The sequence below is a fragment of the Salinarimonas chemoclinalis genome (assembly GCF_041514305.1).
Taxonomy (GTDB): Bacteria; Pseudomonadota; Alphaproteobacteria; order Rhizobiales; family Beijerinckiaceae; genus Salinarimonas; species Salinarimonas chemoclinalis.
The window spans coordinates 14307-41249 of the sequence record NZ_JBGMWH010000014.1 but is presented as its reverse complement, the minus strand read 5'-3'; the positions used below and the strand labels follow the sequence as shown (position 1 = coordinate 41249).

The 26943-nt window shown below is 71.1% G+C and carries 28 protein-coding genes; 15 read left to right on the top strand and 13 right to left on the bottom strand.

Annotated features, from left to right (window positions below; all coding sequences use genetic code 11):
- Window positions 1–66: 66 nt before the first annotated feature.
- Window positions 67–303: a 50S ribosomal protein L31 gene (gene rpmE / locus AB9M23_RS17785; protein WP_372425920.1), complete on the bottom strand. Its 237-nt coding sequence runs from the start codon at window positions 301–303 to the stop codon at window positions 67–69.
- A 151-nt stretch (window positions 304–454) separates the two neighbouring features.
- Here rpmE and AB9M23_RS17780 point away from each other — a divergent pair, with 151 nt between their 5' ends.
- Window positions 455–2278, top strand: coding sequence for an ABC transporter transmembrane domain-containing protein (locus AB9M23_RS17780; protein WP_372425918.1), 1824 nt, complete (start codon window positions 455–457; stop codon window positions 2276–2278).
- A gap of 86 nt (window positions 2279–2364) precedes the next feature.
- On the opposite strand, the gene AB9M23_RS17775 is transcribed toward AB9M23_RS17780, so the two are convergent.
- From AB9M23_RS17775 to soxY, 9 genes are all read right to left on the bottom strand, one after another.
- On the bottom strand, window positions 2365–2754 hold the full coding sequence (locus AB9M23_RS17775; protein ID WP_372425916.1) for a c-type cytochrome: 390 nt from the start codon (window positions 2752–2754) through the stop codon (window positions 2365–2367).
- 73 nt (window positions 2755–2827) lie between these two features.
- Entirely contained in the window at window positions 2828–3814 is a 987-nt protein-coding gene (locus AB9M23_RS17770) for an MBL fold metallo-hydrolase (protein ID WP_372425915.1), read from the bottom strand.
- Complete coding sequence (locus tag AB9M23_RS17765) at window positions 3811–5097, bottom strand: FCSD flavin-binding domain-containing protein (RefSeq protein WP_372425914.1); 1287 nt, start codon at window positions 5095–5097, stop codon at window positions 3811–3813. The genes AB9M23_RS17770 and AB9M23_RS17765 overlap by 4 nt, the downstream gene beginning before the upstream one ends.
- A 72-nt stretch (window positions 5098–5169) precedes the next feature.
- A complete protein-coding gene (locus AB9M23_RS17760) occupies window positions 5170–5526 on the bottom strand; it encodes a c-type cytochrome (RefSeq protein WP_372425913.1) in 357 nt (118 codons plus the stop codon).
- A gap of 76 nt (window positions 5527–5602) precedes the next feature.
- Window positions 5603–6352, bottom strand: coding sequence for a c-type cytochrome (locus AB9M23_RS17755; RefSeq protein ID WP_372425912.1), 750 nt, complete (start codon window positions 6350–6352; stop codon window positions 5603–5605).
- A complete protein-coding gene (soxC, locus tag AB9M23_RS17750; protein ID WP_372425911.1) occupies window positions 6336–7661 on the bottom strand; it encodes a sulfite dehydrogenase in 1326 nt (441 codons plus the stop codon). Before soxC ends, AB9M23_RS17755 begins: the two co-directional genes overlap by 17 nt.
- 41 nt (window positions 7662–7702) lie before the next feature.
- Window positions 7703–9391 (bottom strand): thiosulfohydrolase SoxB, encoded by a 1689-nt coding sequence (soxB, locus tag AB9M23_RS17745; protein WP_372425910.1) that lies wholly within the window; start codon window positions 9389–9391, stop codon window positions 7703–7705.
- A gap of 126 nt (window positions 9392–9517) precedes the next feature.
- On the bottom strand, window positions 9518–9847 hold the full coding sequence (gene soxZ, locus AB9M23_RS17740) for a thiosulfate oxidation carrier complex protein SoxZ (RefSeq protein ID WP_372425909.1): 330 nt from the start codon (window positions 9845–9847) through the stop codon (window positions 9518–9520).
- 55 nt (window positions 9848–9902) lie between these two features.
- Window positions 9903–10367: a thiosulfate oxidation carrier protein SoxY gene (gene soxY / locus AB9M23_RS17735; RefSeq protein WP_372425908.1), complete on the bottom strand. Its 465-nt coding sequence runs from the start codon at window positions 10365–10367 to the stop codon at window positions 9903–9905.
- 387 nt (window positions 10368–10754) lie between these two features.
- Here soxY and soxA point away from each other — a divergent pair, with 387 nt between their 5' ends.
- The 5 genes from soxA to AB9M23_RS17710 all read left to right on the top strand — a co-directional run bounded on the left by soxA (window position 10755) and on the right by AB9M23_RS17710 (window position 15387).
- Window positions 10755–11612 (top strand): sulfur oxidation c-type cytochrome SoxA, encoded by an 858-nt coding sequence (soxA, locus tag AB9M23_RS17730; RefSeq protein ID WP_372425907.1) that lies wholly within the window; start codon window positions 10755–10757, stop codon window positions 11610–11612.
- 11 nt (window positions 11613–11623) lie between these two features.
- Window positions 11624–12256 carry a sulfur oxidation c-type cytochrome SoxX gene (gene soxX, locus AB9M23_RS17725; protein ID WP_372425906.1) on the top strand — a complete coding sequence of 211 codons (633 nt, stop codon included), beginning with the start codon at window positions 11624–11626 and terminating at the stop codon, window positions 12254–12256.
- Window positions 12257–12462: 206 nt separating this feature from the next.
- Window positions 12463–13263, top strand: a complete 801-nt coding sequence (locus AB9M23_RS17720; protein WP_372425905.1) for an inositol monophosphatase family protein — start codon at window positions 12463–12465, stop codon at window positions 13261–13263.
- Window positions 13264–13346: 83 nt separating this feature from the next.
- Window positions 13347–14363 carry a MotA/TolQ/ExbB proton channel family protein gene (locus AB9M23_RS17715; RefSeq protein ID WP_372425904.1) on the top strand — a complete coding sequence of 339 codons (1017 nt, stop codon included), beginning with the start codon at window positions 13347–13349 and terminating at the stop codon, window positions 14361–14363.
- Between the two features lie 4 nt (window positions 14364–14367).
- The gene (locus tag AB9M23_RS17710; protein WP_372425903.1) at window positions 14368–15387 is read left to right on the top strand and encodes a peptidoglycan -binding protein; all 1020 of its coding nucleotides are present in this window, start codon (window positions 14368–14370) and stop codon (window positions 15385–15387) included.
- 30 nt (window positions 15388–15417) lie between these two features.
- Here the strand turns inward: AB9M23_RS17710 and AB9M23_RS17705 are convergent, their stop codons facing one another.
- Window positions 15418–16476, bottom strand: a complete 1059-nt coding sequence (locus tag AB9M23_RS17705; RefSeq protein ID WP_372425902.1) for a YeeE/YedE family protein — start codon at window positions 16474–16476, stop codon at window positions 15418–15420.
- A gap of 207 nt (window positions 16477–16683) precedes the next feature.
- On the opposite strand from AB9M23_RS17705, the gene AB9M23_RS17700 reads away from it, so the two are divergent.
- From AB9M23_RS17700 to AB9M23_RS17665, 8 genes are all read left to right on the top strand, one after another.
- Window positions 16684–17520 carry an urease accessory protein UreD gene (locus AB9M23_RS17700; RefSeq protein WP_372425901.1) on the top strand — a complete coding sequence of 279 codons (837 nt, stop codon included), beginning with the start codon at window positions 16684–16686 and terminating at the stop codon, window positions 17518–17520.
- A 9-nt stretch (window positions 17521–17529) separates the two neighbouring features.
- Window positions 17530–18150: an urease subunit gamma gene (locus AB9M23_RS17695; RefSeq protein ID WP_372425900.1), complete on the top strand. Its 621-nt coding sequence runs from the start codon at window positions 17530–17532 to the stop codon at window positions 18148–18150.
- A gap of 43 nt (window positions 18151–18193) precedes the next feature.
- On the top strand, window positions 18194–18472 hold the full coding sequence (locus AB9M23_RS17690) for an AbrB/MazE/SpoVT family DNA-binding domain-containing protein (protein WP_372425899.1): 279 nt from the start codon (window positions 18194–18196) through the stop codon (window positions 18470–18472).
- Window positions 18469–18867, top strand: a complete 399-nt coding sequence (locus AB9M23_RS17685; RefSeq protein WP_372425898.1) for a type II toxin-antitoxin system VapC family toxin — start codon at window positions 18469–18471, stop codon at window positions 18865–18867. Before AB9M23_RS17690 ends, AB9M23_RS17685 begins: the two co-directional genes overlap by 4 nt.
- Window positions 18868–18984: 117 nt before the next feature.
- Complete coding sequence (locus tag AB9M23_RS17680; RefSeq protein WP_372425897.1) at window positions 18985–19263, top strand: AbrB/MazE/SpoVT family DNA-binding domain-containing protein; 279 nt, start codon at window positions 18985–18987, stop codon at window positions 19261–19263.
- Window positions 19260–19658: a type II toxin-antitoxin system VapC family toxin gene (locus AB9M23_RS17675; protein WP_372425896.1), complete on the top strand. Its 399-nt coding sequence runs from the start codon at window positions 19260–19262 to the stop codon at window positions 19656–19658. Before AB9M23_RS17680 ends, AB9M23_RS17675 begins: the two co-directional genes overlap by 4 nt.
- Window positions 19659–19685: 27 nt before the next feature.
- Window positions 19686–21401, top strand: a complete 1716-nt coding sequence (gene ureC, locus AB9M23_RS17670) for an urease subunit alpha (RefSeq protein ID WP_372425895.1) — start codon at window positions 19686–19688, stop codon at window positions 21399–21401.
- A 126-nt stretch (window positions 21402–21527) separates the two neighbouring features.
- Window positions 21528–23810: an NADP-dependent malic enzyme gene (locus AB9M23_RS17665; RefSeq protein WP_372425894.1), complete on the top strand. Its 2283-nt coding sequence runs from the start codon at window positions 21528–21530 to the stop codon at window positions 23808–23810.
- 24 nt (window positions 23811–23834) lie between these two features.
- On the opposite strand, the gene AB9M23_RS17660 is transcribed toward AB9M23_RS17665, so the two are convergent.
- Window positions 23835–25532, bottom strand: a complete 1698-nt coding sequence (locus tag AB9M23_RS17660; protein ID WP_372425893.1) for a methyl-accepting chemotaxis protein — start codon at window positions 25530–25532, stop codon at window positions 23835–23837.
- Between the two features lie 402 nt (window positions 25533–25934).
- On the opposite strand from AB9M23_RS17660, the gene AB9M23_RS17655 reads away from it, so the two are divergent.
- Window positions 25935–26258: a hypothetical protein gene (locus tag AB9M23_RS17655; RefSeq protein WP_372425892.1), complete on the top strand. Its 324-nt coding sequence runs from the start codon at window positions 25935–25937 to the stop codon at window positions 26256–26258.
- A 250-nt stretch (window positions 26259–26508) separates the two neighbouring features.
- Here AB9M23_RS17655 and rplQ read toward each other — a convergent pair whose 3' ends face one another.
- Window positions 26509–26928, bottom strand: a complete 420-nt coding sequence (gene rplQ, locus AB9M23_RS17650; protein WP_372425891.1) for a 50S ribosomal protein L17 — start codon at window positions 26926–26928, stop codon at window positions 26509–26511.
- Window positions 26929–26943 lie beyond the last annotated feature (15 nt).

Below are 26943 nucleotides of genomic sequence, written 5' to 3'. Positions count from 1 at the left end.
GTGAACGGAGACGCGGGCGATCTCGGGGGATGCGAGGGCCGCGGCGACGCCGAAGGCCCCGTCGGCTCACTTGCGGCCGAAGTTCATCCCGGCGAAGCGGTTGTTGAAGCGCGAGACGCGGCCGCCGCGGTCGAGCAGCGCCTGAGACGCGCCGGTCCAGGCCGGATGCGTCTTCGGGTCGATGTCGAGGGCGAGCGTGTCGCCGTCCTTGCCGTAGGTGGAACGCGTCTGGTACGTCGTTCCGTCGGTCATCTGGACGGTGATGAAGTGGTAATCCGGATGGTTGGTCGCGGCCTTGGGCATAGATTGAACCTCCTCGCACCGTCGCCTGCGCGTCCCGCGTGACGACGACGGCTTGCGACGTTATGTCGAGCCAGTGACTGGGATCGCGGGGCTATACCCCAGCGGCGGGACGAGTTCAAGCGAGGCCTGAGCGCCGAGGAACGGGATCATCATGGCGGACGAGAACGGGGGCGCCGGGGGCAAGCCGGAGAAGGGGAAGAGCGGGCGCGCCGACCTGAGCGCGCTCAGGCCCCTCGTCGGCTTCGCCGCCCGCTACAAGGGGCGGATCGCCGCGGCGCTGACCGCCCTCGTCGTCGCCTCGGTGGCGACGCTCGCCGTGCCGCTCGCCGTGCGCCGCGTCATCGACCACGGCTTCTCGGACGCGCAGGGCGACCTGATCAGCGCCTATTTCGGCATGCTCGTCGTCGTCGTCGGCTTCCTCGCACTGGGCTCGGCGCTGCGCTACTACTTCGTGATCACCCTCGGCGAGCGGGTGGTGGCGGACGTGCGCGCCGCCGTGTTCGAGCGGCTGACCACGCTCGACCCCGCCTTCTTCGACGCGAGCCGGGCGGGGGAGCTGGTCTCGCGGCTGACCGCCGACACGACGCAGGTGAAGGCCGCCTTCGGCGCCTCGATCTCGATCGCGCTGCGCAACGCCGTGCTGCTCGTCGGCGCGGTCGCGCTGATGATCTGGACGAGCCCGAAGCTCTCCGCCCTCGTCCTCGTGGCGCTGCCGCTCATCGTCGTGCCGATCATCGTCTCGGGCCGCAAGGTGCGCCGGCGCTCGCGCATCGCGCAGGACAAGCTGGCCGACGCCTCCGCCTTCGCGGCGGAGGCCGTGGGCGCGGTCCGCACCATGCAGGCCTTCGGCATGGAGCGCGAGACCGCCCGTCGCTTCGCGCACGCGGCGGAGGAGGCCTACGACGCGGCGCGGATCTCGGTGCGCGCCCGCGCCATGCTCACGGGGGCGGCGATCTTCCTCGTCTCCGCGAGCGTGGTGGGCGTGCTCTGGTACGGCGCGCAGGCGGTGCTGGCGGGCACGATGACGGGCGGAACGCTCGGCCAGTTCGTGCTCTACGCCGTCTTCGCGGCATCCGCGATGGGTCAGCTCTCGGAGGTCTACGGCGAGCTCGCGCAGGCCGCCGGGTCGGCGGAACGGCTCGGCGAGATCCTCGAGGCGCTCCCCGGGGTCAGCGCGCCGGCGCACCCGCGCGCGCTCCCCGCCCCGCCCGTCGGCTCCGTCGCCTTCGAGGACGTGCGCTTCCACTATCCGACCCGCACGGAGGCGCCGGCGCTCGAGGGCGTGTCCTTCGCCCTGCGACCCGGGGAGCGGGTGGCGCTCGTCGGCCCGTCGGGCTCGGGCAAGTCGACCGTTCTCCAGCTGATCCTGCGCTTCTACGACCCGGAAGCCGGGCGCGTGAGCGTCGACGGCGTGCCGGTCACCGAGGCCGATCCCGTGGCCCTGCGCCGGCGCCTCGCGCTCGTACCGCAGGAGCCCACGATCTTCGGGGTGAGCGTCCTCGACAACATCCGCTACGGCCGCCCGGACGCGACCGAGGCGCAGGTGCGCGAGGCGGCGCGGCTCGCGAGCGCCGACACCTTCGTCGAGGCGCTTCCCGAGGGTTACGCCACCCTCGTCGGCGAGCGCGGCGTCACCCTGTCCGGCGGCCAGCGTCAGCGGATCGCGATCGCCCGCGCCATCCTGAAGGACGCGCCGATCCTGCTCCTCGACGAGGCGACGAGCGCGCTCGACGCCGAGAGCGAGCACGCGGTGCAGGAGGCGCTCGACCGGCTGATGGAGGGCCGCACCACGCTCGTCATCGCCCACCGCCTCGCGACCGTGCGCTCCGCCGACCGCATCCTGGTGATGGACGCCGGCCGCATCGTCGAGGAAGGCGATCACGAGGGGCTGGTCGCCCGCGGCGGCCTCTACGCCCGCCTCGCCCGGCTGCAGTTCTCCGACGCGCAGGACCGGCGCTCACAGGCGGCGGAATAGGAAACGGCGGCGGACCCGTGGGGCCCGCCGCCGTTCCGTGTCTCGCGAGAGCGTTCGTAGCGGCGCCTTTCGGCGCCGCCGCGGCCTCACTTGGTCGTGCCGTCCTCGTTGAACTGATCGAGGTAGGCGATCAGGTCGGCGACCTGCTGATCGTTGCGCAGGCCGGCGAAGGCCATCCGGGTACCCGGCGTCACCCCGCGGGGGTCCTTGATGTAGACCGCGAAGTTCTCGTGGTCCCACACCTTGTCGAGGTTCTCGTAGGCCGGGGAGTAGCGGAAGCCTTCCACGGAGCCCGCCTCGCGGCCGAACAGGCCGTTGAGCTGCGGGCCGACGCGGTTCTGGGCGTTCTCGCCGACCATGTGGCAGGCGCTGCACAGACGGAACACTCGCTCACCGGCGGCCGCGTCCTGGGCCTGGGCGGATCCGATACCGCCGAGCATCACGAACGACGCGGCGACGAGGGCGATCTTACGCATGGGCTGGTTTCCTCTCTCTTCGGGCATGTGGGTCGAGCTTGGAGCTGATCCAGCTCAGCCTTTATAGCGCGCCTCATCCTGAAGCGAAGATGAATGCGCCATTTCGTCTTTCGACGGAGCCGATTCCCGGGAACGGAAGGTGAAAGCCCACGAGCCCGATGCGTTCCGTCGCCAGCCGGTCGAGCAGCGCGAGACGCGTCGCGATCGCCCGCTCGCGGTCGAGGTCGGTACCGAGCGGCCAATCCGGCTTCTGGAAGGAGATCAGCACGTTGGTGAGCGCGTCCCCGCCGATCAGGAGCTGGCTCGCCGCGCTCTCGACGAGCACCGAGGCGTGGCCGGGCGTATGGCCCGGTGTGGCGACATAACGCACGCCGGGCGCGATCTCGGCCTCGTCACCGGCCGGCTCGAGCGAATCGGCGAGCGTGTCGATCACCCGAGCGGCGCCCAGCGCGAGGCCCTTCAGCCAATCCGGCGCGGTGTCGGGCGTCGAGGGATCGGTCCAGAAGGCGTGCTCCGTCTCGCCCATCACGTGGCGGGCGTTCGCGAATCGCGGCCCCTCCTCGAAATCGTCCACCGCGCCCCAGAGATGATCCGCGTGGCCGTGGGTGAAGACGACGTCGGTCACGTCCTCGGGCGCGACGCCGATCTCGAGGAGCGCGTCCGTCAGCCGCCCGGCGGTCGCCTGGAAGGTCGGGCCGGAGCCCGCGTCGACGAGGATGCGCCGCGCGCCGGCCTCGACGAGGACGACGTTGGTCTGATTCACGAACTCCCGCGGCGGCTCCATGCCGTTCTCGCGGAAGAGCGCGTCGAGGTCGGCGCCGTCGGTCTCCGGCAGCGTGAAGGAGACGGGCAGCGCCACCGTCCCGTCCGAGACGACCCGCACGCGGATGTCGCCGATCGCGAGCGTGTCGCTCGCCCGGGCGCGGGCGAGGCGCACGCCGCCCGGCATGCCCGAGAGCCCGCCCGCGAGGCCGAGCGCGGCGGCGCCCGCGAGGGGGGCCGCCCCGAGGAGCGCCCGGCGGGTGGCCCCGCCGGACGCGGCCGTGCGGCGTGTGCTCATGCGAAGATGTCCGCGATGATGCCCTCGTACCAGCCCATGTTCTCGGCCTGGGTCTGGCGACGCAGGTCGTCGTCCTCGTCGAGCTGCGAGACGAAGGTCTCGGTCGCGGTGATCTTGCCGTCGGCCGGCTCGTAGCGCCCGCCGACCTTCACCGCGTCGTCGTCCGCGATCAGGCTCCAGCAGGTGTTGGCGTAGCGCGCCGGGAACTGCCGCGAGCCGGTGAGCGTGGCGCGGATGGCGTTCGCGGCGACCTTGGCCTGGCTGTTCGCCGAGAAGCCGGACTTCGGCATGTCGCCGGCGATCGTCGCGTCGCCGAGCACGGTGACGTTCTCGTCCACCGCCGAGCGCATGCTCTCGGGCAGGATCGGGCAGAAGCCGGTCTCGTCGGCGAGCCCCGCCTGCACGGCGATCGCGCCCGCGCGCTGGGCGGGGATGACGTTGATGAGATCGGCCTCGTAGGGGCCGAAGCCGGTCTCGACCGTCATCGAGGCTGCGTCGACCGCACCGATGCCGCCGTGGATGCTCGGGTCCTGCCACTCGACCATGCCGGTGTAGTAGCGCTGCCAGCCCGCCGCGAAGAGCGCCTGCTTGGAGAAGCTGGGCTTGGGGTCGAGGATGACGATGCGCGAGCGGGTGTGGCCCTTGGCCTTGAGCACGTGCGCCATCATCGAGACGCGCTCGTAGGGGCCGGGCGGGCAGCGATAGGGGTTGGGCGGCGCGATCATCAGGATCTGCGCGCCGTCCTCCAGCGCGTCGAGCTGCGCCTTGAGCAGCTGCGTCTGCGGCCCGGCGAGCCAGGCGTGGGGCAGCGTCTCCGCGACCTCCTCGGAGTAGCCCTCGACGGAATCGTAGATGATGTCGATGCCCGGGGCGACGACGAGGTGGTCGTAGGGAAGATCCGAGCCGTCGCCGAGGCGCACGGTCTTCGCCGCGCGATCGATCGCCGTCGCCGCTTGCCGCGCGTGCACGACGCCGTAGCCCTGGGTGAGCCGCTCGTAGCCGTGCTCGATCTCGTCCCAGCCCTTGAAGTCGCCGAGATAGAGGTTCGAGTGGAAGCAGGTGGCGAAGCGCTCCTTGGGCTCGACCAGCGTGACGTCGACCGCGCCCTGCGAATCGCGCGCGACGTACTTGGCGAGCGTGGCGCCGCCGGGCCCGCCACCGATCACGACGAGGCGCGGACGCGCGCCCTGGGCGATGGCGGGGGCGGCGAGACCGAACGGCAGCGCCGCCGCGGCGGCCGCGACGGCTCCGGCCTTGACGACGTCTCGACGGGTGAACGACATGACGGATCCTCCCAGCACGGCCCGCGGGCCTCATTTCACAGTATATAGCGTGTTTATCACGAATTTTCCATCTTATCGTGGATTTTCCGCTTTACCAGGGCCGAGCGCCGCGAAATACGCGGCCAGCGCGGCGAGTTCCTCGTCCCCGTACCGGGCCGCGATGGTGCGCATGACCTGGTTCTCGCGCGTGCCGTCCTTGTAGAGTTCCATGGCGTGGACGAAGCTCTCGACCGGCCACCCCACGATGGGCGGGATGCCGTCGAAGTCGCCGCTCTCCTGGTGGCAGGTGACGCACTCCCCCGCGAGGAAGGCGCCGTACTCGGCGTCGCCGGCGAGGCCCTGCGCCCGCGCGCCGTGCGAGAGCACGAGCACGCCGGCCGCGGCGAGGGCCGCGACCGGCGGGAGGAGACGGGGGATCGAGAAACGCATGAGGACAGTTTCCATCATCTCGGATTGCGGAGCAAGACCGTAGCGCCGATCCGGACGGCGGGAGATCGCGCGCGCCTCAATCGACGGTCGGCCCCTGGCCCGGCTCGGGCGTCACGTCGAGCGCCCGGGCCCGCATCGTGATCTCGGCGGTGCCCGAAAGGCAATCCGTCATGCACGGCTCCCGCCAGAAATGCGCCTCCGCCGTCTCCCGGTCGTCGGGGAAGAAACTCGCGACGTTCTCCAGGCGGATGTCGGCGTAGTTCTCCTGGTCGAGCTCGAATTCCTCGTCGAGGATCACGTCGTTGAGCCAGAGCACGTAGGCGGTCACCGCGTAGAGCTCGTCGGGCGCGAGCGACTGTGCGTTGCCGTAGGGCATGGCACGGTAGATGTAGTCGATCAGCGTCGAGGCGTAGGGCCAGTAGGAGCCGATCGTCTTGACGGGATCGTGCGAGGCGAGCGTGCCGGCGCCGCCCGCCAGCATCGGCCAGCGCCCCGCGCTCTCGCCGAAGTCGCCGTGGCACACGGCGCATTGGACGATGTAGATCTCCTCGCCCTCGAGCGCGGTGCCGCGGCCCTCCGGCAGGCCGAGCCCGTCCGGGCGCACGTCGATGTCCCAGCCCGCGATCTCCTCCGGCGTCGCCGCGCGGCCGAGCCCGAGGCCGGTCGGCAGCTCGGGGAAGGCGCCGTCGCCGACCGAGCCCGTGGTCTCGGTCGCGCGCGTCGGCGCCGGCAGGAGCGCCCCGCCCGCGAGGACGGCGCCACCGGCGAGCAGAGCGGCGAGGACGAGGCCCCGCACCCGGGACGCCGTGTCACGAAACCTCGACATTCTCGACCTCCCCGCCGGCCATCACGTGCCAGGTCTGGATCCCGTTGTTGTGATAGATCGAGTTGAGGCCGCGCACGGCGCGCAACTCGTTCTTCGTCGGCTGGACGTAGCCGGTCTCGTCGACCGCGCGCGACTGCAGCAGCAGCGGCGAGCCGTCCCAGTCGAACTCGTAGTAGAAGCGCGTCAGCGCCTTGCCCCAGACCGGCCCGTCGAGACGCGCGCGGGACCAGTTGCGCCCGCCGTCGAGCGAGACGTCCACGGCCGAGATCGCGCCGCGGCCCGACCACGCGAGGCCCGAGATCACCGTGAAGCCGCGGGCGTGGTTCACCGGCGCCTGCGGGCTCGGGCTCGTGATCACGGACTTGGCGTCCATCACGAAGGTGAACTTGCGGGCCGTGCCGTCCTCGAGCAGGTCGGTGTACTTCGACGTCTCCTCGCGGTGGTACCAGGGCGCGTCGCCGACCTCGATGCGGCGCAGCCACTTCACCCACATGTTCGCCTCCCAGCCGGGGACGACCATGCGCACGGGGTAGCCGTTCTCCGGGCGCAGCATCTCGCCGTTCATGCGGTAGGCGACGAGGCAGTCGTCGAGCGCCTTCTCCATGGGCAGCGAGCGCGTCATGCCGGACGCGTCGGCGCCCTCGAGCAGCAGCCACCTGCCCGTCGGCTTCACCCCGGCCTCGGCCAGGAGCACGCGCAGCGGCACGCCCGTATACATCACGCAATGGATCATGCCGTGCGTGAACTGGCAGCCGTTGAGCTGCGCGCCGCGCCATTCCATGCCCGAGTTCGCCGCGCACTCGGCGAAGTAGGCGCGGTTGACGCGGGGCATGCGCTTGATGTCGTCGAGGGTGAAGATCAGCTCCCGGTCGACGAGCCCGTGCAGGATCAGGCGGTAGTCCTGCGGGGGTATCTCGGCGATGCCGCCGTGATGGCGCTCGAAGCACAGGCCGTTGGGGGTGATCGGCCCGTCGAGCTCGTGCAGCGGCGTGAAGCTCACCGACGATTCGCGCGAGGCGGTGAGCCATTCGACGTCGCGGCGCACGACGTGGCTCTCGTGTTCGGAGGGCCGGCCGTAGGCGCGCACGGCGACGCCGTCGCCGAGGTAGCGCGACCAGTCGGCCACGTTGGGCGGGAGGTTGGCGGGATCGCCCGCGACGGCCCCTGGGGCGATCACGTGGGCGGTCTCGGCGGCGGCGCGCCCGCCCACCAGCGCTGCGCCGCCGGCGGCGAGCCCCGCGCGCAGGAAGGTCCGGCGCGAGGCTCCCGGCCCCGCTCGCCCGTTCCTGCCGGCTTCGTCCTTCGACATCGGTCTCGTTCCCTCGGTGATGATCGTCGTCTCGTGGCGGGTCAGGTCCCCGTCACTCGCACCGTCTCGGTCTCCTGCGGCGCGATGGTGCCCGCCTCGCGGATGTGCGCGGCGACGAGATCCCAGATCGGCGGCCCCTCGGTGCCCTCGTTCACGCTCGCCCATCCGGCGACCGCGTACTCGCGCTCGGCCTCCAGCGGCTCGCCGGTGCGCAGGAGCGTCAGGTCGGAGATGCGCCGGCCCATCGGTGCGGAGACGTCGATCGCGTAGGCGATGCCGCCGACGCGCACCATGTCGCCGCCCTGCTGGTAGTAGGGGTCGGGGTTGAACAGGTTGTCGGCGACGTCCTCCAGCACCTCCCTGAGCCGCGCCCCGGTCATCGTCGTGCGATAGGTCTCGGGGTACGTCATGGCGGTGGCGTTGGTGACGTCCTCCATGGTGATCGTCTCGCCGGGCAGGACGGACGCGCCCCAGCGGAAGCCCGGCGAGAGCGCGATCTCCGCGTCGCGCCGCGCGAGCATCGCCTCGCAGATCACGTCGTCGAACGTGCCGTTGAAGTTGCCCCGCCGGTAGAGCAGCCCCTCCGTGCGGCCGAGCGGCTCGGAGAGCGTCGCCTCGTAGGGCGCGCGAATCTCGGCGATCTTCGCCGCCATCGCCGGATCGGGCGCGATCGCGTCCGCGAAGACCGGAATGAGCTTGTAGCCCCACGCCTTCACCTCGCCGCCCGACACGTCGAGATCGAGCCGCGAGACGAACTTGCCGTGCGAGCCCGACGCGATCACGAGCGTCTTGCCGACGAGCACGGGCTCGGGCAGCGCGTCGTGGGTGTGGGCGGTGAGCACGACGTCGATGCCGGGCACGCGCGAGGCGAGCTTGCGGTCGACATCGAAGCCGTTGTGGGAGAGCAGCACCACCACGTCCGCGCCCTGCGCCCGGGCCTCCTCCACGTTGGCGGCGATCTCCGCCTCGCGGATGCCGAAGGACCAGGACGGGATCATCCAGCGCGGGTTGGCGATGGGGGTGTAGGGGAAGGCCTGTCCGATCACGGCGACCTTCACGCCCGCGCGCTCGACCATGGTCATCGCGTCGAAGACCGGCTCCTCCCAGTCGGTGTCGCGGATGTTGCCGGCGAGGAACGGGAAGCCGAGCCGGGAGACGAGTTCGTTCACCCGCTCCTCGCTGAGCGTGAACTCCCAGTGGCCGACCATGGCGTCGGGGCGCAGCAGCGCCATGCAGTCGACCATGTCCTCGCCGCGGGTCTGCAGCGAGGTCCAGGAGTTCTGCCAGGTGTCGCCGCCGTCGAGGAGGAGCGTGTTCTCCGCCCCGCGCTCGGCGCGAATGGCGTTCACGACGGTGGCGACCCGGTCGAGGCCGCCCATGCGACCGTAGGCCCGCGCCAGGGCGGTGAAGTCCTCGTGCGTGAGCGCGTGCGCCATCGGCGAGCCCGGCGCGATGCCGTACAGGTCGAGCAGCGCGCGCCCGCCGACGTGCGGCACGAGGCCCTTCACCTCGCCGACGCCCAGGTTGATCGAGGGCTCGCGGAAGTGGATCGGCACGAGCTGGGCGTGGATGTCCGTGACGTGGACGATCGAGAGCCGCCCCACCGGCTCCATGGCGACGAGCCCCTCCTGCGTCAGGCTCTGCTGCGCGAAGGCGCGCGACCAGTGCGCGGCGGGCAGGATCGCCGCCGTGGCCGCCGCCGTCTGCAGGAAGTCGCGTCTCGTGGGCATGGGCGCTCACCTCGTCCGGGCGATGGGTTCGCGCACGCGTCGCCGTTCGCGCGCCGGGGACCCGGCGGGCGGCGATCGTCGTGCGTCGGGGAGGCGGCGGCGCCGCCGGCCCCGTGCTCGCGGGCGTCAGTTGACGACGACGTCCTCGGTCGCCGTGATCTCGCTGCCGTCGTCGTCGATCCAGGTGAAGGTCAGCGTGCCCGAGCGGGGCGGCGCGACGACGAACTGGAAGTACGGGTTCGCCGAGACCGCGGGCTCGATGTCGCAGGAGAAGACCACCTGCCCGTCGAACTCGCACTTGAAGGTGTTGATGATCTTGCGCGGGATCACGTTGCCGTCGCCGTCGCGGCGCTGGCCGGATTCCATGATGTGCGAGACGAGGGTCTTCACCTCGATGGTCTCGCCGGCCGAGATCTCGTTGCGGTCGAGACGGATGCGGGGACGCGGGGTCGCCATGGCCTGATTGTCCTCGTATGCGGATGCGTGAAGGCGGTGGGATCGGGCGCGGGCGTCAGCCGCCGCAGCCGCCGATCGTGACCTTCACCTCCTTCTTGTCCATGAACACCGAGCCGTCGCTCATCTTGGCGACCGCGATGACGTTCTGCGTGCCCGCGAGGCGGATGCGCGTGTTCGCCTGGGCGCGGCCCGACATCGGCGAGAAGTGGAACGTCGCGACGCCCGGGCGGGGGTTGCCGTCGGCGACGATCAGCACCTCGGCGACGTAGTCGCCGTCGGTCATCGGGCTGTCGACGAAGACGTTCATCGGCACCGTGTTGCCGTTCTCGGCGATCTCGGGAACGTCGAGCATGACACGCCCCATCGTCGGCTCGGCGCCGCCGGTGAACTCGAGGATGGCGGCGCTCGCGTCGTCCGCCGCGGCCAGCGCGGGGGCGGAGGCGCCCGCCATGCCGCTCGCCGCCGCGACCGCTCCGACGCCCGCGAGGAGCGCCTGCCTGCGGTTGAGGACCAGGTTCATCGGATGTCTCTCCCTCGTCGCGCCCGCCGGCTCGCCGACGGTGCGTGTGGCCTCGCGCGCCCGGCGCGCACGGATGCACGCCAGGATACGTCCATGTCGCGGGATCGAAAAGCGGCTCGCTCGTCACGAGCGTGCGAACGCCCTCGGCTCCCTCCCCGGCTCGCCTCGCCCATCGACCTCGCTCGAAGCCTGGACCGGCGAACACATTCATTTTTTGAGATGCTGTCCGATGCGAGCCGATGCGTCAATCGGAATCTTTCCAGATCGGACCTTCCCATAGCATTTTTTGCATGTAACATGCGAGGAAGGACGGCGGGCCCCGGGCCGATCCGCGAAAACAACCATCGGGCGCACAACGACCAGAACGAGGCTCGGGAGGAAACGGCCTTGCACACGCTCATGACCAGGAAGTCGACGACCCTCGCGCTCGCGGGGTCGATGGCGGTCGCCATCGCGCTGTCCGCGGCCGCGCCGCCGGCCGGCGCGCAGACCGAGGAGGAGACCCAGCGCGGTCTCGAACGCTTCCGCCAGATGCTGCGGGAGGACCCGTGGTCGAACCCCGCGCTCCTCGACGCCGACCGCGGCGAGCTGCTGTGGTCGACGGCGGCGGGCCCGCGCAACGCCACGCTCGAGGATTGCGACCTCGGCCTGGGGCCGGGCGTCGTCGACGGCGCCTTCGCGCAGCTGCCGCGCTGGTTCGAGGACGCGGGCCGCGTCATGGACGTCGAGACCCGCATCCTCTGGTGCATGCAGGAGCTCCAGGGCGTCGACGTGGCCGCCTATGTGGCGAAGCCGCATCCGTCGGGCGGGCAACCGGTCAAGGACGTCGGCGCGATCGCGACCTGGATCGCCAACCGCTCCGAGGGCGAGGTCTTCGCGCCGCCGCTCGACGACGCGGCCGGGCGGCGGGCGGTCGCCATGGGCGAGGCGCTGTTCAACCGCCGCTCGGGCCCGTTCGACTTCTCCTGCGCCACCTGCCATTCGGCGACCGGCCAGCGCATCCGGCTCCAGGAGCTGCCGCATCTCTCGCAGCCCGAGGAGGCGCGGGTCTCGGTGGGCGAATGGCCGGCCTACCGCGTCTCGTCGACCCACGTGATGACGATGCAGCACCGCATGTACGACTGCTATTGGCAGATGCGCATGCCGCAGCTCGAGATGGGCTCGGAGGCCTCCGTGGCGCTGATCGCCTACCTCGTCGACAAGGCCGCCGGCGGCGACGTCGCCGCGCCCGGCATCAAGCGCTGAGGGAGCCTGTCATGCGCACGATCGATTTCGCCCTCGCGTCCGCTCTCGCCCTCGCGTTCGCCGCCGGGCTGCCCGCGGCGGCCCTCGCGCAGGACGCGGCGCCGCCGGCGTCCGAGGTGGACGCGGTGATCGAGGCGGCCTTCCCCGGCCTCGACGCCGACTGGGCCGCGCGCCTGCGGCCCGACGCGACGATGGAGCAGTGCAACCAGTTCGCCAACCTGCCGCCCGACGACGTCTTCGAGGAGATCCGCACCCGCGCCGCCGGTACGATCGTCTATCCCGACGACGGCGTGCTGATGGGCTCGTGGGAGAACGGCGAGAAGCTCGCCCAGTCCGGCTACGGGATGCGCTTCTCCGACTACCCGGCGCGGCGGGAGACCGGTGGCAATTGCTACGCCTGCCACCAGCTGACGCCGCAGGAGGTCTCCTACGGCACGCTCGGCCCGAGCCTCGCGGGCTACGGCGAGATGCTCGGCTTCTCCGACGAGGCCGTGAAGGCGACCTACGAGAAGATCTACGACCCGCACGCGGCGCTGCCCTGCTCGATGATGCCGCGCTTCGGCACCAACGGCGTCCTGACGATCGACCAGATCAAGGACATCGTCGCCCTGCTGATGGACCCGGCCTCGCCGGTCAACCAGTGACGCATCGCTCCCGCCCCTCGGGGCGGGGACGATCCGCGAAGCGGATCAGGGGCGGGGTCCCGCGGCTCCACCCGTCCCGTTCCGGCTCCGCCGCCGCGCTTGACGACCGGCCCCCGGCGTGGTTTGCCCTCGCGCATCCTCGCGACGCGTACCGGCGTTGATCGCCCGAAGACCGCCTCCGTCCCCGGGGAGGCGCTGGAGCCGCCATGATCCGCACCCCCCTCATGACCGTGATGGTCGACGCCGTGATGAAGGCCGCCAAGACGCTGCGACGCGACTTCGGCGAGGTCGAGAACCTGCAGGTGTCCCGCAAGGGGCCGAGCGACTTCGTCTCCGCGGCCGACCGCAAGGCCGAGGCCACCCTGCGCGAGGCGCTGGCGAAGGCGCGCCCGGGCTACGGCTTCGTGCTCGAGGAGGGTGGCGTGGTCGAGGGCGGGGACACGCAGAACGTCTGGCACGTCGATCCGCTCGACGGCACCACGAACTTCCTGCACGGCATCCCCCAGTTCGCCATCTCGGTGGGGCTCGAGCGCGACGGCAAGATCTTCGCCGGGGTGATCTACGATCCGATCAAGGACGAGCTCTACGTCGCCGAGAAGGGCCAGGGCGCGTTCCTCAACAATCGCCGCCTGCGCGTCTCGGCCCGCACGGACCTCGCGGACTGCCTCGTCGCCTGCGGCATCCCCTTCCTTGGCCACGGCAACCATCCCGAATTCCTGCGCGAGCTCGCCACCCTCATGGGCAAGGTCGCCGGCGTGCGCCGGATGGGCTCCGCCGCCCTCGACCTCGCCGCCGTGGCGGCCGGGCGGGTCGACGGCTACTGGGAGCGCAACGTCCGAAGCTGGGACATCGCGGCCGGGCTCATCCTGGTGCGCGAGGCCGGCGGTTACGTCGCCGACGCCGACGGCGGCGAGCAGATGATGACGAAGGGCTCGGTCGTGGCGGGCAACGAGACGGTCCAGCGCGAGCTCCTGCGGATCGTGCGCGCGGCCTCCAAGGCCGGCTGAGCGCGACCGGAACGCGCGCATTCGGCTTGACGGGGCCTTCGCAGGTGGTCACCTATGCGTGAAGCGGGGTGAGTGGGAGCACGATGGCGGCCGCGTCCAGAAATCCGACGAGCAAGCGACCTTCGAGCGCCCCCTTGAGCGCCCCGCGGATCTACCTGATCCGCATGGGCGTGTTCCTGGTGCTGGCGGGCTTCCTCGCCTTCATCCTCTACCAGCCGATCTGGGAGGCGTTCCTCGCGAACCCCGGGCTCAACGGCATCATCGTCGGCGTTCTCCTCATCGGCATCGTGCTCGCCGTCCGCCAGGTCGTGCGCCTGTTCCGCGAGACGCGCTGGGTCAACGCGGTCGACCTCGACACCGGCGAGCAGATCGCGACCAAGCGCCCGATCCTGCTCGCGCCGGTGGCGCAGGCGGTCGACGCGCGGACGACCGGCGGCGGGCCGGTCGGCATCCCCGTCGCCACGCTGCGCTCGCTCCTCGATTCGGTCGCGGCGCGCCTCGACGAGAGCCGCGAGATCGTGCGCTACCTCGCGGGCCTCCTCATCCTGCTCGGCCTGCTCGGCACCTTCTGGGGCCTGATCGAGACGGTGGGCGCGGTGGGCGACAACATCGCGGCCCTGCGCTCGGGCGGAGACGCCGCGGTGCTGTTCGACGAGCTGAAGTCGAGCCTCGCCGCACCGCTGACGGGCATCGGCATCGCCTTCTCGTCCTCGCTCTTCGGGCTGGGCTCCTCCCTCGTCGTGAGCTTCCTCGACCTGCAGGCGGGCCAGGCGCAGAACCGCTTCTTCACCGAACTCGAGGACCACCTCTCCGCCCACGCGGTGGAGGACGCGCCGCCGCCGAGCCTCGCCAAGGCCGGCGCGGCCGGTGTCCCGCCGGAACTCGCGGCGGCGATCGCCCGGCTCTCGCAGGTGGTCGAGGCCGGCGGCGGCGGGCGCCAGACCTCCCAGGCGATGGCGAACCTCGCCGAGGGCATCCAGGGCCTCGTGCAGCACATGCGTGCCGAGCAGCAGATGATCCGCGACTGGGTGGAGGCGCAGGCCCAGCGCGAGAAGGAGCTCAAGCAGGTCCTCGAGCGGATCGCCGGCGAGAAGGCCTGAGACCATGGCGCTCGCGACCCGCCGCACGAGACGCGAGCGCGGCCTGAACTACTGGCCGAGCTACGTCGACGCGCTCTCCACGCTGCTGCTCGTCATCGTCTTCCTCCTGTCGATCTTCGTGCTCGGGCAGTTCTTCCTCACCCAGGAGATCGCCGGGCGCGACACCGCGCTCGACAGGCTCAACCGCCAGATCGCCGAGCTGACCGACCTCCTCGCACTGGAGCGCGCCCAGCGCCGCGAGAGCGAGGACGAGCTCGCCGCGCTGCAGTCGACGCTCGTCGCGACCGAGGAGGAGCAGGCGCGTCTCCAGGCGCTGCTCGCCGACGGGCTCGGCGCCGGCGAGCGCGAATCGGCGCTCGCCCGCGAACTCGACGCCGAGCGCCGGGAGACCGACCGCGCGCTCGACCAGGTCGCGCTCCTGAACCAGCAGCTCGCCGCGTTGCGCCGCCAGATCGGCGCGCTCGAGGCGGCGCTCGAGGCCTCCGAGCAGCGCGACCGCGACAGCCAGGCGCGCATCGCGGATCTCGGCTCGCGGCTCAACGTGGCGCTCGCCCAGCGCGTCCAGGAGCTGGCGCGCTTCCGCTCGGACTTCTTCGGCCGCCTGCGGCAGATCATCGGTACGCGGCCCGACATCCGCATCGTCGGCGACCGCTTCGTCTTCCAGTCCGAGGTGCTGTTCCCGCCGGGCCAGGCCGCGCTGCGCGCCGGGCCGCAGCCGGAGCTCGAATCGATGGCGCAGGCGATCCTCGAACTCGCCGAGGAGATCCCCCCGGACATCGAGTGGGTGCTGCGCGTCGACGGCCACACCGACGCGCGCCCCATCGCCACGGCGCAGTTCCCCTCGAACTGGTACCTCTCCGCCGCGCGCGCCATCGCGGTGGTGAACTACCTCGAGGAGGCCGGCGTGCCCTCCGAGCACCTGCTCGCGGCGGGGTTCGGCGAGTTCCAGCCGATCGCCGAGGGCGAGGCGGACGAGGACCTCGCGCGCAACAGGCGCATCGAGTTCAAGCTCACCGAGCGCTGAGGGGCGACGCGTCCCACGGCGCGCACCCTCTCACCGTTCCACCAGAACCCACAGCCCGATCCGTGCGCCGGCCGAGATCGCCGCGAGTGCCAGGAACGAGCCGACGGACAGCGTCGCCACCCCGCCGACCCCCTGCCCGATCGTGCAGCCCAGCGCGGCGACGCCGCCGGTGCCCATCAGGAAGGCGCCGAACACGTGGCGCTTCGTCTCGCGCGCGTCGTCCGGCGCCTCCCAGAAGAACTCGCCGCCCGTGCGCGCGGCGAGGAAGGCGCCGGCGAGGACGCCGAGCGTCGCGCCGACGGGGAAGTCGATCGCGATCCCCGTCGCCAGCGCGGCCCAGAGCAGCGTCTCGCCGAGCGGCGCGATGAAGGTGAAGCTCTCCACCCGTGCGTCCTCGAACGGGTCGACCCCGACCACCCCGGTGATGGCGAAGCCCGCCGTCACCGAGAGCCCGATCGCAACGCCGGTGAGGAGGAGCTTGCGGGAAGTGCGCGTCCCCTCGTGCGCGAGCGCGAGCGCCGCGAAGCCGCCGGCGATCGCCAGTGCCAGCGCCGCCGCCGCGGCGGGGTCGAGACCGATCAGCACCGGCAGCGTCTGCGCCGTGCGCGGGGCGAGGTCGAGCGCGAGCGGGTCGATCAGCGAGACGCGCGCGACGCCGGTGAGGCCGCGCATCGCCATCAGCGCGGAGAGGCCCAGCACGAGGAAGCCGAGCAGCGCCTTGAGATCGCCGCCGCCCAGCCGAAGCAGCATGCCGAAGCCGCAGGTGCCCACCAGCGCCATGCCGAGCCCGAAGGCCAGCCCCCCGACGAGCGCCCCGGCCCATTCGAGCCGCGGCGCGACGTAGATCGTGCGCGACAGGTCGAGATCCGCCGCGCCCGCGAGCAGCACGAGGCCCGCCATGGCGACGCCGATGGCGAGCGCCCAGGCGCGCAGTCGGCGCGTGTCACGGGCATAGACCGCGTCCTCGATGGCACCCAGCGTGCAGAACCGCCCCCGGCGCGCGGCGAAACCGAGCGCCACCCCGGCGAGGAAGCCGAGCAGCGTGCGCACCAGGTTGGCCGCGAGATCGTGGGGAAGCAACTCCGCCATCAGGGTCCGCCCGCGAGCATGCACCGAATGCGATATGTTTCACCGCGCCGTGGTGGAAGATCAAGAACGAAGGTGCTCGGCCACCCGATCGTCTGCACACGCCGCAGCGGCCGCTGCCGCTTCTTTGGGCACGCCAGCGCCGAGCGTGGCCTTGATGCGGGATCGCGCGGGCGCGACGATGCCATGCCGTACCGAGACCCGCGTCCCATGCATCTGCCACGTCCCGCCGCCGACCCCGCCCCGCCGCGCTGGATCCGCGCAGCCGGGGGCGTGCGCATCGCGCTGGGCACGACGGCGCGCGGCACGGCGCCGATGGCCATCGCCGAGCGCGGCGGCTACCGGGTGCGCTTCGTCGGCGCGGGCGGGCGCTGCGAGGGCGTCTACCTCAACACCGGCGGCGGCCTCGCGGGTGGCGACGACCTCGCGCTCGACGTCTCGCTCGCGCCCGGCGCGGCGGCGACGCTCACCACCCAGGCCGCCGAAAAGGTCTACCGCGCGCAGGGCGACGCCACGACGATGCGTGTCGCGCTCGATCTCGGGCCGGGCGCGGCGCTCGACTGGCTGCCGCAGGAGCAGATCCTGTTCGACGGCGCGCGGCTCCACCGCCGCATCGACGTCGCCATGGCCGCGGACGCGCGCCTGCTCCTCGTCGAGAGCGCGGTCTTCGGCCGCCTGGCCATGGGCGAGACCGTGGAGACCGGCACGTTGCGGGATCGCTGGCGCATCCGCCGCGGCGGGCACCTCGTCTTCGCCGAGGATCTGCGGCTCGAAGGCGGCGTCGCCGACATCCTCGCACGGCCGGCCTGCGGCGGTGGCGCACGGGCGCTCGCGACCGTGCTACTCGTGTCGGCGGATGCGGAGGCGCGCGTCGAGGAGGCGCGCGCGGCGCTGGCGGAGGCGCGGGTCGAATGCGCCGCCGGCGGCGTCGGCGGCATGCTGGTCGCCCGCTTCCTCTCGCCCGATCCGCAGCGGCTGCGGGCCGGTCTCGCCCGATTCCTCGCGCGGCTCTCCGGCCGCCCCCTCCCCCGCTCCTGGTCCACCTGAGGTGTCCCGATGAAGCTCTCCCCCCGCGAGAAGGACAAGCTCCTCGTCGCCATGGCGGCGATGGTGGCACGCCGGCGGCTCGAGCGCGGCGTGAGGCTGAACTACCCCGAGGCGATCGCGCTGATCACGGACTATGTGGTCGAGGGCGCCCGCGACGGCCGCACCGTCGCCGAGCTGATGGAGGCGGGCGCCCACGTGCTGACCGCCGAGCAGGTGATGCCCGGCGTCGCCGAGATGATCCACGACGTCCAGGTCGAGGCGACCTTCCCCGACGGGACGAAGCTCGTCACCGTGCACGAGCCGATCCGCGGCGCGACCGGCGAATTCATCCCCGGCGCGGTGTGCCCGATGGAGGGCGAGATCGTGCTGAACGAGGGGCGCGAGACGCTCACGCTCGAGGTTTCGAACACCGGCGATAGGCCGATCCAGGTGGGCTCGCACTACCATTTCGCCGAGACCAACAACGCGCTCGCCTTCGACCGCGCGCAGGCCCGCGGCATGCGCCTCGACATCCCCGCCGGCACCGCCGTGCGCTTCGAGCCGGGCCAGACGCGGGAGGTGACGCTGGTGGCGCTGTCGGGCGAGCGGAAGGTCTACGGGTTCCAGGGGAAGGTGATGGGGGCGCTGTGAGGGGGGTGTGGTAGGATCGGGCATCGATCGCGGAGGACGAGCCATGAACGTTCGCACGAAAATCGGCAAGGACGGTCAGGTGACCCTACCCGAGGACGTCCTGCAAGCGCTCGACCTGCACGAGGGCGACGATCTGGAGGCCACCATCGGAGCAGCCGGAGAAGTCGTCCTTCGCCGTACTCCGGAACCTGCGCGCACGGGCGTCCCCGGCGCCGGTCTTCTGGGTCTCATCGGCGCCTTCAAGACGGAAGGTCCACCGGTTTCACCCGAGGAACGGCGGCGGCTGATCGGCGAGGCGATTCTTCGGAAGGGGCGCGAATGAACCGCATCGGTCTCGATACGAACGTGCTGCTGCGCATGATTCTCGCCGACGATCCCGATCAGACGCGGCGCGCGGCGGACTTCGTGACGAGCCGCTCGCGACCCGACGCATTCGTCGTCAGCTTGGTCGTGCTGGCCGAGGTTTACTGGACGCTCCGCACGCGGAAAGAGAGCAACTCCGAGATCGCCCGCCGTCTGCGCGAGCTCGTCGACGATCCCTCGATCGTCCTCTCGGACGCGCGTGCGGTCCGCCTGGCCCTCGCGGACTACGACGCGGGCTTCGGCGACTTCTCCGACCGCCTCATCGCCCGCGTCAACGAGGCGCACGGCGCCTCGCAGACCTTCACCTTCGACCGCAAGGCCGCCCGCCATCCGCCCCTCGCGCTCGTGCCGTAGCGCGTCTGCCGGAAGGCGCTCGACGCATCCTATGAAGCGGCATCGTCCGTCCTTGTGCTTTAACCACCGGGGATCCAATATAAAGTAAGGCGAAATCGAAATCGTAAGGAGCCGACTATGGGCGCCGTCGTCACCTCGAAGGGGCAGATCACCCTCCCGGCGGAGATACGCAGAGCGTTCGGCATCGAGCAAGGAGACGAGCTCGTCTTCTTCAAGCACGCCGACGGGTCTCTCGGCGTGCGCGTGCGTCGGCCGCGCCCCTTCGCCGGCCGCGGCATGTTCAAGGTCGACCGGCCGATCACAGAGGAAGACATCGACGAGGGGATCGGGCAGGAGGTCGAGGCGCGCTATTCGAGAACGCTCTCGCAGCCGACGAAGGAGAAATCCCCGTCGTGATCGCGCTCGATACGAATGTGCTCGTCCGGTACTTCTTCGACAGCGGCGACCCACATCACACACCGTCCTCGGCGATCATCGACGAGCGTTGCTCGCCGTCGTCGCCCGGCTTCGTCAGCCATGTGATCGTGGCCGAGTTCGCGTGGGTGGCGCGCCGCACCTTCGAGGTCACGCGCGGCGAACTCGCCGCCGTGCTCGCCTCCATACTCGATCACGAAAACCTGGCCGTCGAAGACGCGCAGCTGGTCGAGGCGGCGCTCGGCGACTTCCGGGTGGGACGCGCCGATTTCACCGACTACTTGGCCGCCGCGATAGGACGCCGGCACGACGCATCCCCCTTCGTCACGTTCGACCAGATCGCCGCTCGCGAACCCGGCTGCCAATCCGCCGTCTAGCCCCACCCGCCAGAAAGGCCCCGCACCATGCCCTACCGCATCTCCCGCGCCGCCTACGCCGACATGTTCGGGCCCACCGTCGGGGACCTGGTGCGCCTCGCCGACACGGACCTGACGATCCGGGTGGAGCGCGACTTCACGGTCTACGGCGAGGAGGTGAAGTTCGGCGGCGGCAAGGTGATCCGTGACGGGATGGGGCAGAGCCAGGTCACCAACGCCCAGGGCGCGGTCGACACCGTCATCACCAACGCGCTCATCGTCGACCATTGGGGGATCGTGAAGGCGGACGTGGGGCTCGTGAACGGGCGCATCGTCGCGATCGGCAAGGCGGGCAACCCGGACATCCAGCCGGGCGTCGACATCGTCGTCGGGCCGGGGACGGAGGCGATCGCGGGCGAGGGCAGGATCCTCACCGCCGGCGGGTTCGACAGCCACATCCACTTCATCTGTCCCCAGCAGATCGAGGATGCGCTGATGTCGGGCGTCACCACGATGCTCGGCGGCGGCACCGGCCCCGCCGACGGCACCAACGCCACCACGTGCACGCCCGGCCCCTTCCACATGGCCCGCATGCTCGAGGCCGCCGACGGCCTTCCGATGAACCTGGCCTTCTCGGGGAAGGGTAACGCGGCGCTGCCCGGGGCGCTCGTCGAGATGATCGAGGCCGGCGCCTGCGCGCTCAAGCTCCACGAGGACTGGGGGACGACGCCGCAGGCGATCGACAATTGCCTCTCGGTCGCGGACGAATACGACATCCAGGTGATGATCCACACCGACACGTTGAACGAGTCGGGCTTCGTCGAGGACACGGTGCGCGCCTTCAAGAACCGCACCATCCACGCCTTCCACACCGAGGGCGCCGGCGGCGGGCACGCGCCGGACATCATCAAGGTGGCGGGGCTTCCCAACGTGCTGCCCTCCTCCACGAACCCGACCCGGCCCTTCACGGTGAACACGATCGACGAGCATCTCGACATGCTCATGGTCTGCCACCACCTCGACCCCTCGATCCCGGAGGACCTCGCCTTCGCCGAGAGCCGCATCCGCAAGGAGACGATCGCGGCCGAGGACATCCTGCACGACATCGGCGCGCTCTCGATGATCGCGTCGGACAGCCAGGCCATGGGCCGCGTCGGCGAGGTGATCACCCGCACCTGGCAGACCGCGCACAAGATGAAGACGCAGCGCGGAGCGCTCCCGGAGGACCAGGGATCGGGCGCGGACAATTTCCGCGTGAAGCGCTACATTGCGAAATACACGATCAACCCGGCCATCGCCCACGGCATCTCGCGCCATATCGGCTCCATCGAGGTCGGCAAGATGGCGGATCTCGTGCTCTGGGATCCCGCCTTCTTCGGCGTGAAGCCGCATCTCGTGCTCAAGGGCGGCACCATCGTCGCCGCTGCCATGGGCGACCCCAACGCCTCGATCCCGACGCCGCAGCCGGTCCACTACCGCCCCATGTTCGCCGCCTTCGGCAAGGCGCTGGCGGCGACCTCCGTCACCTTCGTGTCGAAGGCGGCGATGGAGCGCGACGTGCGCGGGCGGCTCGGGCTCGCCAAGCAGACGATCGCCGTCGAGAACGTACGCGGCGGCATCTCCAAGGCCGACATGATCCACAACTCCGCCTGCCCCGCGATCACGGTCGACCCGGAGACATATGCGGTCACCGCCGACGGCGAGCTGCTCGTCTGCGAGCCGGCGACGAGCCTGCCGCTGGCGCAGCGGTATTTCCTGTTCTAGCCTGCCGGACGCGCCGGAGCGGGCGGAGCTCTTTCCCCTACGGAACGCTCCCATCCCGCGGGGCGAGTTGCGCGGCGGCGGAAGCGGCGTATACAAACGCCCTCCTGGAAGGAAGAGGGGGCGCGCGTGACGAAGAGCATTTCCGAGGACCTCAAGTCCAGCGCCCTCTTCTACCATCGTCATCCCCGCCCCGGTAAGCTCGAGATCCAGCCGACGAAGCCGCTCGGCAACCAGCGCGACCTCGCGCTGGCCTACTCGCCGGGCGTCGCGGCCGCCTGCGAGGCGATCGTCGACGATCCCGGCGAGGCGGCGACGCTGACGGCGCGCCAGAACCTCGTCGCGGTCGTCTCGAACGGCACCGCCGTGCTCGGCCTCGGCAACATCGGCCCGCTGGCGTCCAAGCCCGTGATGGAGGGCAAGGCGGTCCTGTTCAAGAAGTTCGCCGGCATCGACGTGTTCGACATCGAGGTGGCGCAGACCGACGTCGACGCGCTCGTCGAGACGGTCGCGGCGCTGGAGCCGACCTTCGGCGGCATCAACCTCGAGGACATCAAGGCGCCCGAATGCTTCGAGGTGGAGGAGCGGCTCAAGGCCCGCATGGGCATCCCCGTCTTCCACGACGACCAGCACGGCACGGCGATCATCGTCGGGGCGGCGGTGACGAACGCGCTGGCGCTGTCCGGCAAGAAGATCGACGAGATCAAGGTCGTCACCTCCGGCGCGGGCGCGGCGGCCCTCGCCTGCCTCAACCTGCTGCTGACGCTCGGGGTCAGGCGCGAGAACGTCTTCGTCACGGACATCGAGGGCGTCGTCTTCGAGGGCCGCGAGAGCCTGATGGACCGCTGGAAGGCGGCCTACGCGCAGAGGACCGAGGCGCGGACCCTCGCCGATGTGATCGCGGGCGCGGACGTTTTCCTCGGCCTCTCCGCGGCGGGGGTCCTCAAGCCCGAGTACCTCGAGCACATGGCGCCGCTGCCGCTGATCCTCGCGCTCGCCAACCCGACGCCCGAGATCATGCCCGAACTCGCGCAGGCGGTGCGCCCGGACGCCATGATCTGTACCGGGCGCTCGGACTTCCCCAACCAGGTCAACAACGTCCTGTGCTTCCCCTACATCTTCCGCGGCGCGCTCGACGTCGGCGCGACGACGATCAACGAGGAGATGAAGGCGGCCGCGGTGAAGGCGATCGCGGCGCTCGCCCGCGAGGCGCCCTCCGAGGTGGTGGCGCGCGCCTATGGCGGCGAGGCGCGGCCCTTCGGCAAGGAATCGCTGATCCCGAGCCCGTTCGACCCGCGGCTGATCCTGCGCATCGCCCCCGCGGTGGCGAAGGCGGCGATGGACTCGGGCGTGGCCGCCCGACCGCTGCCGGACCTGAAGGCCTACGAGGACTCGCTCGGCGGCTTCGTCTTCCGCTCGGGCTTCCTGATGAAGCCGCTCTTCGCCGCCGCGAAGGCGGCGCCACGACGCGTGATCTACGCCGAGGGCGAGGATGAGCGGGTGCTGCGCGCGGCCCAGGTCGTCATCGAGGAGGGCATCGCCCGCCCGATCCTGATCGGGCGCCCCGCGGTGGTGCAGGCGCGGCTCGAGCGCTTCGGCCTCTCCCTCGAGATCGGCCGCGACGTCGACCTGATCAACCCGGAGGACGACCCGCGCTACCGCGACTACGTCGCGACCTATCTCGAGATCGCCGGGCGCCAGGGCATCACGCCGGACGCGGCCCGCACCCTGGTGCGCACCAACGCCACCGTCATCGCGGCGCTCGCCGTGCGACGGGGCGACGCGGACGCGCTGATCTGCGGGCTGGAGGGGCGCTTCCAGTCGAACCTGCGTCACCTGCGCACCATCATCGGCCTCGCACCGGGCGCGCGGGACTTCGCGGCGCTCTCGCTGATGATCACCCGCAGGGGCGCCTACTTCCTGGCGGACACGCACGTGCGGCCCGACCCGACGGCGGAGGAGATCGCCGACGTCGCCTGCGCCTGCGCGAGCCACGTCGCCCGCTTCGGGCTCGAGCCGAAGATCGCGCTCGTGTCGCACTCGGACTTCGGCGCGATCGATTCGCCCTCGGCGCGGAAGATGCGCCAGGCCCTGGAGCTGATCCGCGAGCGCGCGCCCGCGCTCGAGGTCGACGGCGAGATGCAGGCGGACACCGCCCTCCTCCAGGCCACCCGCGACCGGGTGCTGCCGCACTCGCGGCTCACGGGCGAGGCCAATGTGCTGATCATGCCCAACCTCGACGCCGCCAACATCGCCTACCAGCTCACCAAGGTGATGGCGGACGCGCTGCCGGTGGGGCCGATCCTGATCGGCCCGGCCAAGCCCGCCCACGTGGTGACGCCGTCGGTGACGGCGCGGGGCATCGTCAACATGACGGCGGTCGCGGTGGTGGAGGCGCAGGCGGGGCTCTGACCCCGCCCGCTTCCGAGACGCCGCTCAGGCGGCGCGCACACGTCCGAGGAAGTCCGAGACCCGCGTCTTCAGCGTGTCCGCCGACCCGCTCAGCGATTCCGCCGAGACCCGCACCTCGCCGGACATGCGCCCGGTCTCGGCCGCGGCCTGCGTCATCGCCGACATCGATTCGGAGACGGCGCTCGTGCCCTTGGCCGCCTCGTTGACGTTGCGGGCGATCTCGTTCGTCGTCGCGCCCTGCTCCTCGGCCGCCGAGGCGACGAGGGAAGCGCCCTCGCGGATCTCGCCGATCATCCGGCCGATGCGCTCGACGGCATCGATCGTGACGCCCGTGGCCGACTGCATGTCGGCCATCTCGGCGTCGATCTTCTCGGTCGTCTTCGTCGTCTGCTCGGCGAGCTGCTTCACCTCGGCGGCGACGACGGCGAAGCCGCGGCCCGCCTCGCCGGCCCGCGCCGCCTCGATCGTGGCGTTGAGCGCCAGCAGGTTGGTCTTCTCGGCGACCTCGCGGATGAGGGTCGTCATGGCGGCGACGCGCCCGACCACGTCACGCAGGGCGGCCACAGAGGCCGTCGTGCGACCGGCCTCGTCGTTGGCGGCACTCGCGCCGTTCGCGGCGCCGGTGATGGAGCGCACGACGTCCGCGATCGCCGCGGAGAGCTCCTCGCTCGCCGCCGCGACGGCGCCGACGTTGGCGCTCGCCTGCTCGGCCGCGGCCGAGACGGTGAGGACCTGGCTCTCGGTCTCCTCCGCGACGGAGGAGAGCGCGGTCGCGTTGGTGCGCAGCTGCTCGGCGGCGGAGCCCACCTCCGTCACGACGCCCGAGACCGCCTGCTCGAACTCGTCGGCGAGGCGCAGCATGGCCTCGCGGCTCGCCCGCTCGGCGGCCGCCTTCTGCTCCGCCGCCTCGCGCTCCGCCTCGACGCCGCGGCGCAGGCTCTCGCGCAGGTCGATCGCGGCGGTGGCGAGGGTACCGATCTCGTCCCGACGGGATGCGCCCGTCACCTCGACGGCCAGATTGCCGCCGGCGAGCGCTCGAATGCAGGCGACGATTCCCTGCAGCGGGCCGGTGACGCCGAACCGGGAGACCGCGAAACCCAGCGCGATGCCGACGAGGGTGCCGAGGGTTGCTATGGTGATCAGCAGGATCTCGCTGCTGCGCGCCATCTCTCGCGCGTCGGTCGCGACCTGGACGGCCAGCGCTTCGCTCGCCTCCGTCAAGCGGTCGAGCGTCGCCGTCAGGTGCTCGACGTCCTCGCGGCTCTTGGCGACGAGGTCGGCGAGCTGGGCCTGGGCCGCGTCGACTGCCCGCCCCCGCTGCCGCTCGCCTTCGGCGATGACCAGGTCGAGGTCGGCGAAGAACGTCTGCGACAGGCGCGCGATGTCGCGCAGCATCGCACGGCGCTCACCATCGTCGATCTGCGCCTCGAGCTGGACCATGCGGTCCTCGAAGCTGCGGCGCCGCTCGACGATGTCGGCGCGGGAGGCGTCCAGCTTCGACGGCTCCGCCAGGATCCTGTACTCGCTGCGCGAGATGTCGAGGGCATCCTGGTTGATGCCCGCGACGAGCTTGATCTGCTGGGTCGTCGCCTCGAGGCGCGCCGTCGCACGCGCCACGGATTCCAGGCTGGTGTAAGCGACCGTGGCGATACAGATCGTCGCGGCTGCCATCGATGTGATCACGAGCGCGATCTTTGCGCCTACCGAAATACGTCCGAGCATCATTCTTCTCCGCGCTACCAGAACCCAAATTCTCGTTGTCGAATGATGCTGCGGCAGGCCTGTTGACAGATGCTTAAACTGCATGAATTCGGAGCTAATTCAAAATTTACATCCAAGATTGAACCGATTAATATGTTTTACTACGTATGTCTTGCCGCGCAGATCACGCGACTTGCTTCACGATCAGACTGGTGGCGATCGCCTGCGCACCCCCGTCCGGATTCGTCCGCGTCCGACCGCGCTCGGAGCCCGCCGGCACGGCGAGCCGGCTCGTGCAGAAACCTCCCGCTTCCATCGAACCTCTCGCGCGCCTCCCGCGACGAACCTCGTGCAAGGGCGCGATCGGCGCCCCGCCGGCCGCGAGAGCGCGGCTCGGCCTCGACACACGGGAGACCTACGACCATGCGCAAGACCTTCGTCATCGCCGCCCTCGCCGCCCTCTCGCTCGGTGCCCTCGTGGGCATCGGCACGAGCCCGTCCGACGCGCAGCTCCAGCTGCGCGCCCCCGCCACTCAGCCCGGCACCTGCAAGACCGCTCCCATGACGGCGCAGGGCCCGAGCGCCGCCGCCGCGCAGGCGGTCTGGGCGAGCCAGGTGAGCGCCGTCCACGGCGCGAACTGGTCGATCTGGGCCGGCGCCGCCGACAAGTCCGTGGTGCCGACCGCCCGCGGCGGCACGACCTGGCAGGCCCGCGCGCGGCCGTGCTTCTACCATCCGGTCCCTTGACGAGGCGCCCACGGCGCGCGCGAGCCCGACCCGGCGAAGGAGTGCGCCGCGATCGACGGCACGGCCGGCTGGAGTGTCTCGTCGCGGCGTGCGAGGACCGCTGTCCGGGTCGACCCGGACAGCAGTCTCATATCCGCGCCACGGACGTTGCCGCCCGCGCATCGCGGCCGGACATGCGAAAGGGCGGCCCCGCTGGGACCGCCCTTTCGCGATTCGATGGAGTGGCGCCGAATACGGCGCCGGATCGGCCTCAGGCGGCCTCGGCCTCGTCCGCCTCGGCGGAGGGACCCGAATCCTTGCCCTTCGCGTCCGGATCGCGATCGACGAACTCGATCACCGCCATCGGGGCGTTGTCGCCGTAACGGAAGCCGGCCTTGAGGACGCGGGTGTAGCCGCCCTGGCGGTCCTTGTAGCGGGGCCCGAGCACGTCGAAGAGCTTCTTGACGAGCGTCTCGTCCTGGATGCGGGCGATCGCCTGGCGGCGGGCGTGCAGGTCGCCGCGCTTGCCGAGCGTGATCAGCTTCTCGACGACGGGACGCAGGTCCTTCGCCTTCGGCAGCGTCGTGACGATCTGCTCGTGCTTGATCAGGGCCTGGGCGAGGTTCTTGAACATCGCCTTGCGATGCTCGGGGGTGCGGTTGAAGCGACGACCGCGGAATCCGTGACGCATGGTGGCTCTCCTTCG